The following is a 15,697-nucleotide window of genomic DNA, read 5'->3' on the forward strand; positions in this document are numbered from 1 at the left end:
ACCGGGATCAGGCGGAGGGGGCGGCCGTCGAGTCGCGCGGGACGGGAGTCGGGCTGATCACCAGCTTGCGGCTCCTGCCCCGGCCCTCGACGGCCTTGAGGGTGCGACCGACGACGGCCTCGACCAGCTCGTCCATCGGCCAGCGGTACGTCGTCAGCGCCGGCCGCAGCAGCCGGGAGACGGGCGTGTCGTCGTAGCCGATGACGGAGACGTCGTCGGGGATGGTGAGGCCGAGCTCGGCCGTGGCGGCGTACACACCCCAGGCCATCGAGTCGGCCAGGCCGAAGAAGGCGGTCGGGGGGTCGGGTGACTGGAGCGCCTCGCGTGCGGTGGCGCTGGCTGAGTCGAGGTCGTGCAGTGCCGTGTGCACGCTGACCTGGATCCCGAGCTCCCTGCTGACCTGTCTGGCGACGTCCTCGGCCGGTCGGTCCGGGGTGTGCACGTCGTTCGGCGAGAGGACGGCGATGTGCCGGTGGCCGAGGCCGGCGAGATGGATGAGTCCGTCGCGCACGCCGAACTCGTTGTCGTAGACGACCTGCGCGGCCGCGGCCGCGCGAGGGAGCGCATCGCCGACCGTGATGACCGGCACGGCGTCGGAGATGTCGCGCCACTCCGTGGCCGCTGGGTCGATGGGCATGACGATGACGGCATCGACGCGCTGGTTGACCAGGCGGCGAGCCTCGGCGAGCTGGTGCTCCGGGTCGGATCCCGCGTCGACGATGATCGCTCGCAGCCCGGCCTGCGGGAGGGCCGAGACGAGTGCCGCGACCACGGCCTGCTGCCAGCTGTCGTGCAACGAGCCGCAGAGCAGCCCGACGGTGTCCGTGCGACCTGACGCCAGGGCGCGGGCGATCGGGTTGACCTCGTAGCCGAGCCGCTCGGCCGCCTCCCGGACGCGCGTCTGGGTCTCCTCCGGCACGTGGAGGCCGCGAAGCGCGTACGACACCGCTGCGGTCGACAGGCTGGTCTCGCGAGCAATGTCGCTGAGAGTCGGCCGCCGCTCTCGCTCGTTCACGTGGCCAACCTAGCGGACCGTAGGGACACCGGGCTCTTGACGAGCCAGTTGTTAAGCGATTCACTGAAGGGGTTAAGTGAATCGCTTGACCACATCGAGCGACGGGGTGTGATGCGCGAGCACGGACCACGGGTCGCACCCGCCCCGCAGGCGGCAGGCTGGCCCGCCACGTGGAGGACAGCCCTCGACGCCAGGACCGGCGAGGGCACGACCATCGACGTGCACGGACACCTGTGGCCAGAAGAGCTCGTCGACGCTCTTCGCCGTCGCAGCTCTGTGCCGCGGCTCGAGGGCTGGGTGCTCCATCTTGACGGCGAGGCCCCGCTCCGTCTGAACCCCGACGACCACGACGTCGTGCTGAGGGGCTCTCTCGAACCCGACAGTCGAGGCCTGTGTCTGCTGTCGCTGTCGTCGCCCCTCGGCATCGAGTCGCTCCCAACGGCGCAGGCGGCGCCGCTGCTCGACGCCTGGCATGCAGGCGTGGCGCGCCTGCCCGAACCGTTCGCGGCCTGGGCGTCGGTGGCCGGCACGGAGCCAGACCTGCAGCAGCTCAAGCACCACCTTCAGACCCGCTTCGTCGGGCTCCAGGTGCCGGCGAGCTGGCTTGCGACGCCCAGCTTGCTCGAGACCCATGCCCCGACCCTGGCCGTGTGCGAGGCCGAGGGCCGCCCGGTCTTCGTCCATCCGGGACCCGCTGGTCTGCAGCAGGCCAGTCGACTGCCCGCGTGGTGGCCGTCCGTCGTCGCGTACTCGACGCAGCTGCAGGCGGCCTGGTGGTCGTGGCATCAGGTCGGACGGTCGCTCATGCCGGACCTGCCGATCTGCTTCGCCGCAGGGGCAGGCCTCGCACCCACGCACCATGAGCGGCTCGTCGCCCGCGGTGGGGCGGTCGGCCGGATAGATCGTGGCGTCTTCGTGGAGACGTCGTCCTACGGACGCCAGGCCATCGACGCCCTGACGCGCGTGCTCGGAGTCGACGGCATCGTTCTCGGCAGCGACCGGCCCTACGGCCGGCCCGTCGACGCAGAGGCCCTCGGGCTCGGGCGCGCCGCCGCCCGAGCCATCGAGTCCACCAACCCACGTCGACTACTTCTGGGAGGTACCCCATGACCACGACCCTTCCCGTCGTGTCCCCCGACTTCTCGGGTCCGGAGCGCGACCGTCTCCCTGCCCAGGCCGCGGTGCGGCACGAGGACGTGCCCGTCGGGGTCACGCTCGACAACCTGCCCCAACGCGATCTCGACCACCACGAGCTGCTCGAGCTCGCGACCGCGATCGCCCGGGATCGCTTCCTGTGGGCCGGGCACGTGACGTTCAGCGACACCGAACGTCATTACGTCTGTCTGCACCGTGACGCGCATGTGGATGTCTGGGTGCTGTGCTGGACGCCTGCCAACGACACCGGTTGGCACGACCACGACATCTCATCCGGCGCGGTCGCCGTGGCGCAGGGTGCGCTCGTCGAGCACAACCTCACGGTCGGCGTGCCCCTGGCGCGGACAGAGGTCGGGGCGGGACTGGCGTACTCGTTCGGCGCGGAGCACATCCACCGCCTCACCGGTCTCGATGTCGGGTCTGTCTCCATCCATGCCTACTCACCGCCGCTGTGGCGCATGGGCCAGTACGTTCTCACGTCGAGCGGCGTGCTGCGCCGCACATCCGTGTCGTATGCCGACGAGCTGCGTCCGCTTTGACGACAGCCGCTGAGAGGCGCCGGGGGCAGACCTGCGGGAATGCCGGAAGTCCGAGAACGGTTATCAGTCTCGACGAGTGAGTACCCGTCCCTGAGACAGAGGAGCAGCCCCTTGGCCAAGCGAACCGACCTTCGACCCGTCGTCACCCTGCGGTCGACTGCCGGCACCGGCTTCAGCTACGTCACGACGAAGAACCGCCGGACGCAGCCCGACCGGCTCGTCCTGCGCAAGTTCGATCCCGTCGTACGCGAGCACGTCGACTTCCGCGAGACCCGCTGAGGCAGCAGGTCTGTCTTCATTGCCGGGTCACCGCCGACCGATGACCGAGTGGCCCCGCCCGGATGTCCGGACGGGGCCACTCGGCATACGGGCTCGGTCCTCAGCCGGCCAGCGTCCGCTCGGTCGCAGCGCTCGACGGCGCGGCGGTGTGCCCAGACGCTGACGACCAGGAGACGATGACCGGCGCCGGGGCGACGGGCGCGAAGGCCGCCGTCGCATCGATGCCGTCGCGCAGGAGCTGGACGAGAAGGTCCTCGGGGTCGTCGATGCACGCGCGCGCGATGCCGTCAACGGCGAGGGCGACGATCTTCGCGGCGCTCGAGGGGCGCATGGTCGCGGGGCTGAACCCCACCCGCGCCAGGTGGATCCGGGCCCAGCGCTCGGCCGCCGGCGAAGTGGCCAGGGCAGCCCGGGAGGGCTTCGAGAGCTCACCGGGGGAGCGGCCGTCCTGCTCGGCGAGGATGCCCTCCGCGTTGAGGATGGCGAGGGCCATGACGTTCTGGCGCTCCTGGGCGGCGACGGGCAGGGCCGCGCGGGCTGCCGTCAGCACGAGCGCAGTGGGGACGCGTCGGTCGTCCGGGTTGAGGCCGACGACCTCGGGGATCATCGTCACGAGCCGCTGTCGGTGCGTCTCGTCGAGCATGTCGTTGACGCAGCGAGCGAGCGTGGCGAGCACCGGGTGCGTGCACGACGGGTGGTCGCTCCAGCGTTCACCGGCCAGGAACGAGGCCATCTCCATGAAGCAGGCGCCCTTGCGCGCGTTGCGGTGGCGTCCTCGGGACAGAACCGGCACACCGTCGGGGACGAAACTGGAACGTCGTGACATGGTCGCTCCTCGGACTTTCCCTTGGATCCTGCGGGCGGGTTCTCTTCATGGTGCGCCTGATTCCGGCGATTGACCACCCTTTCCACGTAACCTGCCGCCCCCCCGTCTCCGTGTGGCGTTCCCCGCAGATCGGTCGCTCCGGTGGCGTGCTGCGTGCACAATCAGCCCATGCCCGCCGACGCGCACTCCGAGGCACACGCCGACGCGCAGCCCGATGTCGAGAGCAGCGGGGTGCGCGCCCACGTCGCCGACTCGTGGCTGCGGTCCGCGGCCGCCGGGGTGCACGTCGACACTGTCGACGCGCCGATCACGCTGCCGGGCGACACCCTGCGCGACCACCGTGAGGCGCACCCCCTGGCTCGCGTCTTCCCGCTCCTCGACGACGTGCTGGGTCAGGCAGCCCGCGACTGCGACGCCGTCATGGCAGTCTCCGACGCCGCAGGCCAGCTGCTGTGGGTCTGCGGCACGCCGAGCGTGCTGCGGCGTGCCGAGTCGATCGGCTTCGTCGAGGGGAGCAACTGGGACGAGCGCCTGGCCGGAACGAACGCCCCCGGGGTCGCGCTGCGGCTCGACCGCACCGTCAACGTCATCGGGGCCGAGCACTTCCGCCGCTCGGTGCAGCACTGGAGCTGCGCCGCCACGACGATCCACGACCCGTCCGACCAGAGCATCCTCGGCGTCCTCGACATCACGGGCGGCGACCAGATCGTCGTGCCTCAGACGATGGCCATGGTGCGGGCGGCCGCGCGGATGGCCGAGTCCGAGCTCGCCCGGGAGCTGCTCGTCAGCGCGCGCGGCGCGCCCGGGACCGAGGCCCCGTCGACCGGCGGGCTGACCGTCCTCATGGAGTCCCTCGGCCGCAACGACGCGCTGCTCACCATCGCCTACGGTCGCGCCCGCCGCCAGACCGTGCGGCTCAGCCCTCGCCACAGCGAGATCCTGCTGCTCCTGGCCTCGGCGCCACGCGGGCTGTCGGGTGACGAGCTCGCGGTGCTGCTCTACGAGGAGGACAGCAGCGCCTCGACGCTCCGGGTCGAGATGGGCCGCCTGCGCAGTATGTTGGGCGATGACCTGCTCGCGTCACGCCCCTACCGGCTCGTCGCGGGGCTCGCCGGCGACTGGCTCGGCGTCGAGGCACACCTCGCCGCCGGAGACGTCGCGAGCGCGATGCGCGCCTACCGCGGTCCGCTCCTGCCGCGGTCGGTGGCCCCTGGCGTCGTGCGGCTGCGCCAGAGCATCGAGGGCGACGTGCGCACCGCGATCCTCCGCAGCGGTCGCGCCGACCTCATGTCGGCGTGGACGCGTTCGGCGTCCGGCGCCGACGACTACGAGATGTGGCAGGCCCAGGCGCGCGTGCTGGGGCCCGGCTCGCCGCTCATGCCGCTCGTGCAGAACCAGATCCAGCGGCTCGACCGCGAGTTCGGCCCCGTCTGACCCGCAGCTTCTGGCCTCTCGACGGGTGGGGGGCCGCAGGTTGTGGCCTCTCGACGGTTGGGGGCCGCAGGTTCTGGCCTCTCGACGGTTGGGGCGAGCGTTCTGCCACCGTCGAGAGGCCAGAACTCGTGGGCTGCGCCCCGTCGAGAGGCCAGGATGCGTGGGGTGCGCCCGGTCGGCCCGCCACCCGGCATACGGCCTCGGTTGAGCGCGACGCAACATGGATGCAACGTTGCGCTGCCTAACGTCGTGCCAACCCCCGCGAGGGGACCACCAAGGACGTTGGGAGAACACCATGACCGTCTACGCACCCCCCGGCTCGCCGGACTCGCTCGTCTCCGTGCTCGACCGCTACGGCCACTTCATCGGCGGCAACTGGGTCGACCCGAAGAAGGGCCTCTGGTTCGAGAACGTCTCGCCCGTCAACGGCAAGCCGTTCTGCGAGGTCGCCCGCGGCACGGAGGAGGACGTCGAGGCGGCTCTGGACGCCGCGCACGCCGCGGCACCTGCCTGGGGCCGCGCCTCGCTCGGCGAGCGCTCGCTCGTCCTCAACCGGATCGCTGACCGCATCGAGGAGAACCTCGAGGCCCTCGCCGTCGCCGAGACGTGGGAGAACGGCAAGGCCGTCCGTGAGACCCTCGCCGCCGACCTGCCGCTGGCGGTCGACCACTTCCGCTACTTCGCGGGCGTCCTTCGCGGACAAGAGGGTTCGAGCAGCGAGATCGACGAGAACACCGTCGCGTACCACTTCCACGAGCCGCTGGGCGTCGTCGGCCAGATCATCCCCTGGAACTTCCCGATCCTCATGGCCGTGTGGAAGCTCGCACCGGCGCTCGCGGCCGGCAACTGTGTCGTGCTCAAGCCGGCCGAGCAGACGCCGTGGTCGATCCTCAAGGTCATCGAGCTCATCGGCGACCTGCTGCCCCCCGGCGTCGTCAACGTCGTCAACGGCTTCGGCGTCGAGGCCGGCAAGCCGCTCGCCTCGTCGCCGCGCATCGCCAAGATCGCCTTCACCGGCGAGACGACGACCGGCCGCCTCATCATGCAGTACGCCAGCCAGAACATCATCCCGGTCACCCTCGAGCTCGGCGGCAAGAGCCCGAACGTCTTCTTCGACGACGTCGCGACCGAGCGGGATGCCTTCTACGACAAGGCCCTCGAGGGCTTCACGATGTTCGCGCTGAACCAGGGCGAGGTGTGCACGTGCCCGTCTCGCGCCCTCGTGCAGAGCTCGATCTATGCCGACTTCGTGCCCGACGCCGTGGCTCGCGTCGAGAAGATCAAGCAGGGCAACCCGCTCGACACCGAGACCACCATGGGCGCCCAGGCGAGCAACGACCAGCTCGAGAAGATCCTGTCGTACCTCGACATCGGACGGCAGGAGGGCGCGAAGGTGCTCACCGGCGGCGAGCGCAACGTTCTCGACGGTGACCTCGCCGAGGGCTACTACGTCGCGCCGACCGTCTTCGAGGGCAACAACTCGATGCGGATCTTCCAGGAGGAGATCTTCGGCCCCGTCGTCTCGCTCACGAGCTTCGCCGACGAGGCGGAGGCACTCTCGATCGCCAACGACACCCTCTACGGCCTCGGCGCCGGCGTGTGGACCCGCGACGGCTCCCGCGCGTACCGGATGGGCCGTGGCATCAAGGCCGGCCGCGTCTGGACGAACTGCTACCACCAGTACCCGGCGCACGCCGCGTTCGGTGGCTACAAGCAGTCGGGCATCGGACGCGAGAACCACAAGATGATGCTCGACCACTACCAGCAGACGAAGAACCTGCTCGTGTCCTACTCCCCGGACGCCCTCGGGTTCTTCTGACCGGGGCGTGACGTGCCTTCCCACGGGCCAGACGCCACGTCCATCGGGACGGGTCGACCCGGTGAGCCATCGGCTTCCCGCAACCGGGTCGACCTGACCGGTGAGGCGGCGGACCTGCTCCGCCGCCTCACCGGGGTCCACGGACCGCTGATGTTCCACCAGTCCGGCGGTTGCTGCGACGGCAGCTCGCCCATGTGCTACCCGGCCGGCGAGTTCCTGACCAGCGACGCCGACGTGCACCTCGGCGACCTCGCTGTGGAGGGGCTGGACGAGCCGGTGTCCTTCTGGATGTCGGTGTCGCAGTACGCGTACTGGAAGCTCACCCACCTGACGGTCGGCGTCGTGAAGGGACGCGGCAGCGGCTTCTCGGTCGAGGCCCCGGAGGGTGTCCGGTTCCTCATCCGCTCACGCCTGCTCACCGACGACGAGCTGGCGGCCTTCGGGATCAGCGCGCCGGAGCTCAGGCCGGTGGGGCCGCGACGCCCCGGTTCTGGCCCGACCGCTCCAACGAGTCGGCGACGAAGCCACTCACCTTGAGCTCCTCGACGAGGTCGCGCAGGAAGCCGATGGTCTCGGCCGAGCGCGAGCGGGTGGTGCCGACGGCCTGCTTGATCTGCATGAACGCCCCGTCCAGGACACGCAGGCCGCCGTGCTCCTCCGCGAAGGCGGTGGCGGGTTCGCGGATGCCGGCACCGGCCTCGAGCCCTTCGGCGAGAAAGACCTCGACGCCCTCGTCGCCACGCACGAGCGTCGCGTTCTCGACGGTGCGGCTCAGGTAGAGGTCGTAGGCGGAGCCGGTCTTGACACCGACCCGCACGCCGGCCCGGTCGACGTCGGCAGCCGACCGAAGCGGCGACTCCTCCGGCACGACGTAGACGCCCTCGATGAGCGCGTACGGTTCCGTGAAGGCCACCTCTGCCTCGCGCGCCGGCTCGATGGCGAGGAAGCACATGTCGGCCGCGCCGGTCGTCATGGCCTCGAAGGACTTGCGCGCCGCGTCGAAGCACAGCAGCTGCACCGTCACCCCGAGCCGCTCGCCGACGGCACGTGCGATGTCGACGGTGACGCCGCCCGGTTCGTCAGGGGTGCCGTGGGCGAGGACGGGGTTGTCGAGGTTGATCGATGCCCTCAGGACACCGGTGGGGGCGAGGTCGTCGACGACGTGGGGCGGTGGAGCGCTGGCGGTCACACGGGCAGGCTAGGACAGTTCGCCCGGAACGGTGGCACGTGGCCCGACGCAGGGGGAGAGTGGGGCCATGGCACGCAGAACCCTCACTCTGGGCGTCGCCGCACTGGCGTCGCTCGCGGTCGGCGTCACCCTGCCGGCCCAGGGCGCCCAGGCGCCGTACACGCACTCTGCCGGCGCGACCGTGTTCCTGCCGAACCCCGTGCAGGACCTCGGTGACGAGACGCTCACCGACCAGAAGGACGCCGACTACGCGGCGCTCGCCCCGGCGTACCACCGGGTCACCCTCACCGACCTCGACGGCTCCGGCACGCTCACCGGCGCGTACGCCCGCGTCAAGAGCTCCACCGGCAAGGCGGCGGTCTCGGTCGGCGGCGCCTTCCCCGCCTACCATCGCGACGCCGACCAGTTCGAGCAGGTGATGGGCTACCACTGGGTCACCACGGCCCAGACCTACCTGCAGCACCTCGGCTTCGGGTCGACGTTGCGCCCGGTGAACCAGCGCCAGATCGAGGTCCGCATCGACCAGTTCGGCGGCGACAACTCCTTCTTCCGCGAGGACAAGGCGAACATCACGCTCGGCAAGGGCGGTGTCGACGACGCCGAGGACGCCGAGGTCATCGTCCACGAGTACGGCCACTCGGTGCAGGACGGCCAGGTCCCGGGCTTCGGCACCAACCTCGAGTCCGGCTCCATCGGTGAGGGGTTCGGTGACTACCTCGCCGTCGTCGTGACGAGCTGGGCTGCGGGGGCGCCGACCGCGGTGCCCGAGGCGTGCGTGGCCGACTGGGACGCGGTCTCCTACACGAGCACGGTGCCGCACTGCCTGCGCCGGCTCGACGGCACGAAGCACTACCCCGAGGACCTGCGCGGCGAGGTCCACCGCGACGGTGAGATCTGGTCGCGGGCGCTGTGGGACATCCGAGGGGCGCTCGGCGACACCAAGGCCACGACCGTCATCGTCGAGGCGCAGTTCGCCTTCGCCCCCGACACCTCGTTCCACGACGCGGCCGTGGCCACGGTCAGCGCGGCCCAACGGCTCTACGGCCAGTCCGCCGCGAGGGCCGTGACCAGGGCGTTCGAGGCGCGCGGCATCCTCTGAGGCGGCCGCCCCACACGGCATACGGCGACGGCCCCGCCCACGCACGAGCTGGAGGGGGCCGTCGTCGTCGGTCGGCGTATGCCGTCCCGCGGGCTCAGGCGGTCGGCGCGGGCTCCGGGTCGGGCTGGGGCGCGGGCACCTCGGCGTCCGCGGGTTCGCCACCGCCGTCGCCGCGGCGGACCGCGGCGAGGAGCATCTGGGCGACGTCGACGACCTCGACGGCGTCGGTGGCCTTGCCGTCCTGGATGGCGGCGTTGAGGCCGTCGGAGAGCATGACCTTGCAGAAGGGGCAGCCGATGGCGATGCGGTCGGCGCCGGTGGCGAGGGCTTCCTCGGTGCGGTTGTTGTTGATCCGGGTGCCGAGCTTCTCCTCCATCCACATGCGGGCCCCGCCGGCGCCGCAGCAGAACGACTTCTCCTTGCTGCGTTCCATCTCGGCGTACTCGACACCGGGCAGGATCTGGAGCAGCTCTCGTGGCGGCGCGTAGACCTGGTTGTGCCGGCCGAGGTAGCAGGGGTCGTGGTAGGTGACCTTGGCGCCGGTCGAGGCGGCACCCGTCGTGGCGACCTCGCCCGGCCGGGCGACCGGGGTCAGGCGCTTGTCCCGGACGAGCCGGTTGAGCAGCTGGGTGTGGTGCAGCACCTCATAGCGCCCGCCGAGCTGGGGGTACTCGTTCTTGATGGTGTTGAAGCAGTGCGCGCAGGTGACGACGATCTTGCTCGCCCCGACCTCGTTGAGGGTCTCGACGTTCTGCTGGGCGAGCATCTGGAAGAGGAACTCGTTGCCGGCGCGGCGCGCGGAGTCACCGGTGCAGGCCTCGCCGTCGCCGAGCACGGCGAAGCTGACGCCGGCGGTGTCGAGCAGCTCGGCGACCGCGCGGGTCGTCTTCTTGGCGCGGTCCTCGTAGGCGCCCGCGCAGCCGACCCAGAAGAGGTAGTCGACCTCGTCGAGGTTCTCGACGTCGACACCGACCTGCTTGACCTCGAAGGGCAGGTCCTTGGCCCAGTCCATCCGCAGCCGCGGCGCGAGGCCCCACGGGTTGGAGTTCTTCTCGAGGTTCTTGAACAGACCGTTCAGCTCGGCCGGGAAGGCCGACTCGATGAGGTTCTTGTAGCGGCGGAGGTCGACGATGGCGTCGACGTGCTCGATGTCGACCGGGCACTGCTCGACGCACGCGCCGCACGTCGTGCACGACCACAGGACGTCGTCGTCGATGACGGCGTCAGGTCCGTGGGGGTTGTACGCCTGCAGCGGGTGGCGGATGTCGTAGCCGGTCGGACCGACCAGCTGTTCGGCCGCGACCGCGGCCTTCGTCGCGTCGGAGAACTCGTCTCCCGCCTTCTCGATGCCGGCGGCGCGGACCTCCTCGGAGGCGAGCAGCCACGGCGACTTCGCGTGAGCGTGGTCGCGCAACGTCATGACGAGGAGCTTGGGGCTGAGCGGCTTGTCGGTGTTCCAGGCCGGGCACTGGGACTGGCAGCGGCCGCACTCGGTGCACGTCGTGAAGTCGAGCAGGCCCTTCCAGGTGAAGTCCTCGACCTTGCCAACGCCGAGGGGGGCGTCCTCGTCGAGGTCCTCGACGTTCTCGAAGTCGAGCACCTCGCCCTTGATCCGGATCGGCTGCAGCTCGCCGAGGCTGGTGCGCCCGTCGGCGTGCCGCTTGTAGAAGATGTTGAAGAAGGCGAGGAACCGGTGCCACGCGACACCCATCGTCGGGTTCAGCGCGATGGTGATCATCCAGGCGAAGCTGATCAGGATCTTCACCGCGGCCACGATGACGATGACGTTCTCCAGCGTGTCGACGCCGACCCCGTCGAGCAGCCGGCCCAACCAGCCGGTCAACGGGTAGTGCAACGCGCTCGCGTCGCCGACCGCGCTGGTGCCGGTGGACCCGCCCGACTTCTCCAGGGCGTACTCCAGCGCGCGCAGCGCGAGGATGCACGCCATGACGCCCAGGATCGTGAGCTCGACGTAGTACGCCTGCCACCACGTCGAGCCGAAGAACCGGCTGCGCCGCCCGTCCTGGCCCGGCGCCGAGCGCGGGTGGTTCTTCTGCCGGATCGCGATCAGCACCAGGATGGCGACCAGGCCCGTCCAGGCGAGCAGCTCGGTGACCCACTCGAACGGCGGGAAGTGCCCGATCAGCGGCAGCGCGAAGTCGGGCTTGAACAGCTGCCCGAACGCGTTCAGCAGCGTGAAGAACAGGTAGCCGAACCCGACCATCGTCACCCAGTGCGCGATCGCCACGACCGGCAGCCGTGACATCCGCGTGTGCCCGAGGAACTCGCGCAGCAGGGTCCGGGTGCGGGCCCCCACGTCGCCGCCGCGGTCCTCCGGCTGCCCGAGCCGGAACGTGGCCAGGAAGTGGTTGACCGTCTTGACGAGGAGCGCGACGGCCACGGCGGTGACACCGAGGCAGACGACAGCGGCCACGATCTGGAGCGCACTCATGCCGGCCACTCTACTGACGAGTTAGCAAGCGCTTAGCGAATGTGACGGCCGTCGCGGAGTGACGCTCGTCCTGTTCGCAACGCTCGGGCGCGAGTGCTCTCCGACGCCGTGCCGAGTCATCGGATGCGGTGCGATCGGCGGGGCCGCGTCGCGACCGGGCCTCACGGCATACGCCCGGATCTTGGGCGGTCGCTTGGCATCGGATAACGACATGTTGGAATATGTATAACGAACACCCGGTTGTCGCAGACGATCGGGGTCGACAGACCGCTCGAAGCACCCACGCCGAAAGGGCAGCACATGCCGATTTACGACGACGTCACCAAGCTGATCGGCAACACGCCGCTCGTGCGCCTCAACAAGGTCACCGACGGGGCCGAGGCGACTGTCGCCGCAAAGCTCGAGTTCTACAACCCGGCCAGCTCGGTCAAGGACCGCATCGGTGTCGCAATCGTCGACGCCGCCGAGGCCAGTGGTGACCTCAAGCCCGGCGGGACGATCGTCGAGGCGACCTCCGGCAACACCGGCATCGCCCTGGCCATGGTGGGTGCGGCGCGCGGCTACGAGGTCGTCCTGACGATGCCGGAGTCGATGAGCAAGGAACGCCGCGCGCTGCTGCGTGCCTTCGGCGCCGAGCTCGTCCTCACCGACCCGGCCCTCGGCATGAAGGGCGCCGTCACGAAGGCCGACGAGATCGCCGCCGAGCGTGGGGGCGTCCTCGCCCGCCAGTTCGCCAACGAGGCCAACCCGGAGATCCACCGCAAGACGACGGCCGAGGAGATCTGGAAGGACACCGACGGCCAGGTCGACATCGTCGTCGCGGGCATCGGCACCGGCGGCACCATCACCGGTGTCGGCCAGATCCTCAAGTCCCGCAAGCCCGACGTGCAGATCATCGCCGTCGAGCCGGAGGAGTCACCGATCCTCAACGGCGGCCAGCCTGGCCCGCACAAGATCCAGGGCATCGGCGCCAACTTCGTCCCCGAGATCCTCGACACCGAGATCTACGACGAGGTCATCGACGTCAACGCCGGCACGGCCGTCGAGTGGGCTCGCCGCGCGGCCACCGAGGAGGGCCTGCTCGTCGGCATCAGCTCCGGTGCCGCCATCGCCGCCGCCGTCCAGGTCGCCCATCGCGAGGAGAACAAGGGCAAGACGATCGTCGTCATCATCCCCTCGTTCGGCGAGCGCTACCTGTCCACCGTCCTGTTCGAGGGCCTGGTCGACTGACCCCGTCCGTCGGCGCCACCAAGGAGACGTGCATGAGCACCGCAGTCACGATCGACCACGAGACCAGGACGGTTGAACCGTCCCTGACGCTCGTGCGGGGCGAGGCCGTCCCCGACGGCCACCTGGTCGTCGTCCCCGACGAGCCCGACGAGCCCACGTATGCCGGACCGATCGGTCTCGTGCGCAAGCTCGCTCACCGCTTCGTCGAGGACGTCGACGGCGCGATCGAGCGCGACCCGGCGGCGAACTCCCGGCTCGAGGTGGTCCTGACTTCGCCCGGGCTGCACGCCATCTGGGCGCACCGTGGCCTGCACGAGCTGTGGAAGCGGCCCGGCGGGCGGCTGCCGGCCCGCGTGCTCGCGACCGTCGCTCGTTCGGTCACCGGCGTCGAGATCCACCCGGCGGCCCAGCTCGGGCGACGGTTCTTCATCGACCACGGCATGGGGGTCGTCATCGGCGAGACGGCCGAGGTCGGCGACGACGTCATGCTCTACCACGGGGTCACCCTGGGCGGGCGCTCCATGGAGCACGTCAAGCGCCACCCCACCGTCGGCAACCGCGTGACGATCGGTGCCGGCGCGCGCGTGCTCGGACCGGTCCACGTCGGCGACGACGTGCAGATCGGAGCGAACTCCGTCGTGGTCAAGGACGTGCCGAGAGGGGCCGTCGCCACTGGCATTCCGGCCGTCATCCGCTTCCCGAAGCGCGACGCGGCGAACCACTGGCTCGACCCGGCGATGTACATCTGACGCCAGTCCTCGACTCGAGCGCGAGCGTTGGCATACGAGGCTCCCGACCTCAGGAGCCTCGTCGCCTCGCGCCGCGATCGCGCGTCTGATCGCGCACCTGGTGTCGGTGTGGCGCACTTGCTGCGCGATCTCGCGCGCGATCAGCCGGCGCGTCCCGCGGATGAGTGGAACGGGTTCGAATGCGTTGGGCCTCGCGGATAGACTTCCGCGGACACTGGAGGGCTCGCATAGTGGCCTAGTGCGGCGGTCTTGAAAACCGCTATGGGGTTACACCCATCGTGGGTTCGAATCCCACGCCCTCCGCCGAGCGCTCTGTCGGGAGCGTGCGACCGCCTGGGATCGCGGCAGGACCAGGACCGGCAGACGATCCGCGACCCGGCCGGGAGCGTGGCCGGGTCGTGGACGATGTTGCGCACCAATGATAACAGTTCTGCATCCATCCTCGAACTGAACGTTGACCTTTGAACCACCCTGTGAGATACGACAGTGTGACCAGACATGCCGGCCCGGATCCCGCGCCAGAGACCGCCGAGATCCTGAGCCGGCTGGCTCCGCTCGAGCTCCCCACGACGAGCCCCCTCGTCCTGCGTGGCAGGCGTTTCGACGCGTCGGCGCCGGCCGTTATGGCAATCGTCAACCGCACTCGTGACTCTTTCTTCAGCGGCAACCGGCACTCCGACCTCGAGTCGGCCAAGGCCGCTCTTGTCGAGGCTGTCGAGCTCGGTGCCGACCTCGTCGACATCGGCGGCGTGCGAGCCGGGCAGGAGGGTGAGGTCGTCGACGCGGACGAGGAGATCCGGCGGGTCGTGCCGTTCCTTCAGTGGGCCAGGACCGAGCACCCGGACGTCATCCTGAGCCTCGACACGTGGCGTTCGGAGGTCGCCCGCGAGGCCGATGGTGTCGTCGACCTGGTCAACGACACCTGGGCCGGTCACGACTCCGAGCTCGTCCATGTCGCATCGGCGGTGGGGGCCGGCTACGTCATCTCACATACCGGCGGCCTCCCGCCTCGAACCGACCCGGTGGACGTGACCTACGGTGACGATCCGCTCGACGTGGTGCGGGACGTCGTACGCACCCTGGCGCACGGAGCGGGCGAGGCCGAGCGGGCCGGCATACCCAGGGAGCGGATCCTCGTCGACCCGACGCTCGACTTCGGCAAGACGACCGCGCACTCGCTCGAGGTGCTGCGCCACACCGCTGCCGTCGCGGCGCTGAACTACCCTGTGCTGCAAGCAATGTCGCGCAAGGACTTCATCGGCGAGGCTCTCGACCTGCCCCCCGAGGAGCGCCTCGAAGGCTCGCTCGCGGCGACCGCGGTGGCGGCCTGGCTCGGTGCCACGGTGTTCCGCGCGCACGACGTCCGAGCGACGCGACGCGTGGTCGACATGGTCGCCACGATCCGTGGAGACCGGCGCCCGCGACTCGCGCTGCGTGGCACACATCGCGACGACGTGGCGAACGGCGCGTGAACGACGTAAAAAGCATTCCTTCCAGCGGGACGACCGGTCGGTAGTCTGCTAAGTTCGTCGCGGTTGCAGTTGCAGTTCCTCGCAGTCGAGTAGGTGCCCGTCATCCGCAACGGTGACGGGTTTTCTTTTCGACATCGGTGGGTTCGCCCGTCGAGTGGAGTCAAAGCGGCAGCTTGGGATGCGCGAGGTGCGTCGTCCCACACGCTAAAGAAGGAAGAGTTACCCGTATGGCACAGGGCACCGTCAAGTGGTTCAACGCCGAAAAGGGCTTTGGTTTCATCGCCCAGGACGGCGGCGGCCCCGACGTTTTCGTCCACTACTCGGCCATTCAGTCGAACGGTTACCGTTCGCTGGACGAGGCACAGCGAGTCGAGTTCGAGGTCACGCAGGGTCCGAAGGGCCCGCAGGCCGACGCAGTTCGCCCGCTCTGATCACTCGA

Annotated in this window: 15 protein-coding genes and 1 tRNA gene; 12 read left to right on the top strand and 4 right to left on the bottom strand. The window is 69.9% G+C overall.

The features are described 5' to 3' along the window. Positions 1-7: 7 nt before the first annotated feature. Positions 8-1,015, bottom strand: coding sequence for a LacI family DNA-binding transcriptional regulator (locus tag ACFQU3_RS22175; protein WP_385913859.1), 1,008 nt, complete (start codon positions 1,013-1,015; stop codon positions 8-10). A gap of 111 nt (positions 1,016-1,126) precedes the next feature. On the opposite strand from ACFQU3_RS22175, the gene ACFQU3_RS22180 reads away from it, so the two are divergent. The 3 genes from ACFQU3_RS22180 (at position 1,127) to rpmG (ending at position 2,988) form a co-directional block, all read left to right on the top strand. Continuing rightward, positions 1,127-2,125, top strand: coding sequence for an amidohydrolase family protein (locus tag ACFQU3_RS22180; protein WP_385913861.1), 999 nt, complete (start codon positions 1,127-1,129; stop codon positions 2,123-2,125). Next, the gene (locus ACFQU3_RS22185) at positions 2,122-2,709 is read left to right on the top strand and encodes a cysteine dioxygenase (protein WP_385913863.1); all 588 of its coding nucleotides are present in this window, start codon (positions 2,122-2,124) and stop codon (positions 2,707-2,709) included. The genes ACFQU3_RS22180 and ACFQU3_RS22185 overlap by 4 nt, the downstream gene beginning before the upstream one ends. Positions 2,710-2,820: 111 nt before the next feature. Further along, positions 2,821-2,988 (top strand): 50S ribosomal protein L33, encoded by a 168-nt coding sequence (gene rpmG, locus ACFQU3_RS22190; RefSeq protein WP_045189498.1) that lies wholly within the window; start codon positions 2,821-2,823, stop codon positions 2,986-2,988. A gap of 100 nt (positions 2,989-3,088) precedes the next feature. Here rpmG and ACFQU3_RS22195 read toward each other — a convergent pair whose 3' ends face one another. After that, positions 3,089-3,814, bottom strand: a complete 726-nt coding sequence (locus ACFQU3_RS22195; RefSeq protein WP_385913865.1) for a hypothetical protein — start codon at positions 3,812-3,814, stop codon at positions 3,089-3,091. Positions 3,815-3,982: 168 nt separating this feature from the next. On the opposite strand from ACFQU3_RS22195, the gene ACFQU3_RS22200 reads away from it, so the two are divergent. From ACFQU3_RS22200 to ACFQU3_RS22210, 3 genes are all read left to right on the top strand, one after another. Beyond that, positions 3,983-5,248, top strand: a complete 1,266-nt coding sequence (locus ACFQU3_RS22200) for a GAF domain-containing protein (RefSeq protein ID WP_385913867.1) — start codon at positions 3,983-3,985, stop codon at positions 5,246-5,248. A 295-nt stretch (positions 5,249-5,543) separates the two neighbouring features. Further along, on the top strand, positions 5,544-7,067 hold the full coding sequence (locus ACFQU3_RS22205; RefSeq protein ID WP_385913869.1) for an aldehyde dehydrogenase family protein: 1,524 nt from the start codon (positions 5,544-5,546) through the stop codon (positions 7,065-7,067). 42 nt (positions 7,068-7,109) lie between these two features. Continuing rightward, a complete protein-coding gene (locus ACFQU3_RS22210) occupies positions 7,110-7,604 on the top strand; it encodes a DUF779 domain-containing protein (RefSeq protein ID WP_385913967.1) in 495 nt (164 codons plus the stop codon). Here the strand turns inward: ACFQU3_RS22210 and ACFQU3_RS22215 are convergent. After that, entirely contained in the window at positions 7,528-8,256 is a 729-nt protein-coding gene (locus ACFQU3_RS22215) for a transporter substrate-binding domain-containing protein (RefSeq protein WP_385913871.1), read from the bottom strand. The two genes, ACFQU3_RS22210 and ACFQU3_RS22215, sit on opposite strands and share 77 nt — an antisense overlap. A 67-nt stretch (positions 8,257-8,323) precedes the next feature. Here ACFQU3_RS22215 and ACFQU3_RS22220 point away from each other — a divergent pair, with 67 nt between their 5' ends. After that, positions 8,324-9,355, top strand: a complete 1,032-nt coding sequence (locus ACFQU3_RS22220) for a M4 family metallopeptidase (protein ID WP_385913872.1) — start codon at positions 8,324-8,326, stop codon at positions 9,353-9,355. Between the two features lie 94 nt (positions 9,356-9,449). On the opposite strand, the gene ACFQU3_RS22225 is transcribed toward ACFQU3_RS22220, so the two are convergent. Continuing rightward, positions 9,450-11,807: a (Fe-S)-binding protein gene (locus ACFQU3_RS22225; RefSeq protein ID WP_385913874.1), complete on the bottom strand. Its 2,358-nt coding sequence runs from the start codon at positions 11,805-11,807 to the stop codon at positions 9,450-9,452. Positions 11,808-12,107: 300 nt separating this feature from the next. Here ACFQU3_RS22225 and cysK point away from each other — a divergent pair, with 300 nt between their 5' ends. From cysK to ACFQU3_RS22250, 5 genes are all read left to right on the top strand, one after another. Continuing rightward, positions 12,108-13,037 carry a cysteine synthase A gene (cysK, locus tag ACFQU3_RS22230; protein WP_385913876.1) on the top strand — a complete coding sequence of 310 codons (930 nt, stop codon included), beginning with the start codon at positions 12,108-12,110 and terminating at the stop codon, positions 13,035-13,037. 32 nt (positions 13,038-13,069) lie between these two features. Beyond that, positions 13,070-13,786, top strand: coding sequence for a serine O-acetyltransferase (gene cysE / locus ACFQU3_RS22235; RefSeq protein ID WP_385913878.1), 717 nt, complete (start codon positions 13,070-13,072; stop codon positions 13,784-13,786). A 216-nt stretch (positions 13,787-14,002) separates the two neighbouring features. Further along, positions 14,003-14,089, top strand: a tRNA-Ser gene (locus ACFQU3_RS22240). Positions 14,090-14,322: 233 nt separating this feature from the next. Next, positions 14,323-15,258, top strand: a complete 936-nt coding sequence (gene folP, locus ACFQU3_RS22245) for a dihydropteroate synthase (protein WP_385913969.1) — start codon at positions 14,323-14,325, stop codon at positions 15,256-15,258. A 227-nt stretch (positions 15,259-15,485) separates the two neighbouring features. Then, positions 15,486-15,689, top strand: a complete 204-nt coding sequence (locus ACFQU3_RS22250) for a cold-shock protein (RefSeq protein WP_013491183.1) — start codon at positions 15,486-15,488, stop codon at positions 15,687-15,689. Positions 15,690-15,697: the final 8 nt, after the last annotated feature.

Source organism: Terrabacter sp. GCM10028922, assembly GCF_042666095.1.
Classification (GTDB): domain Bacteria; phylum Actinomycetota; class Actinomycetes; order Actinomycetales; family Dermatophilaceae; genus Terrabacter.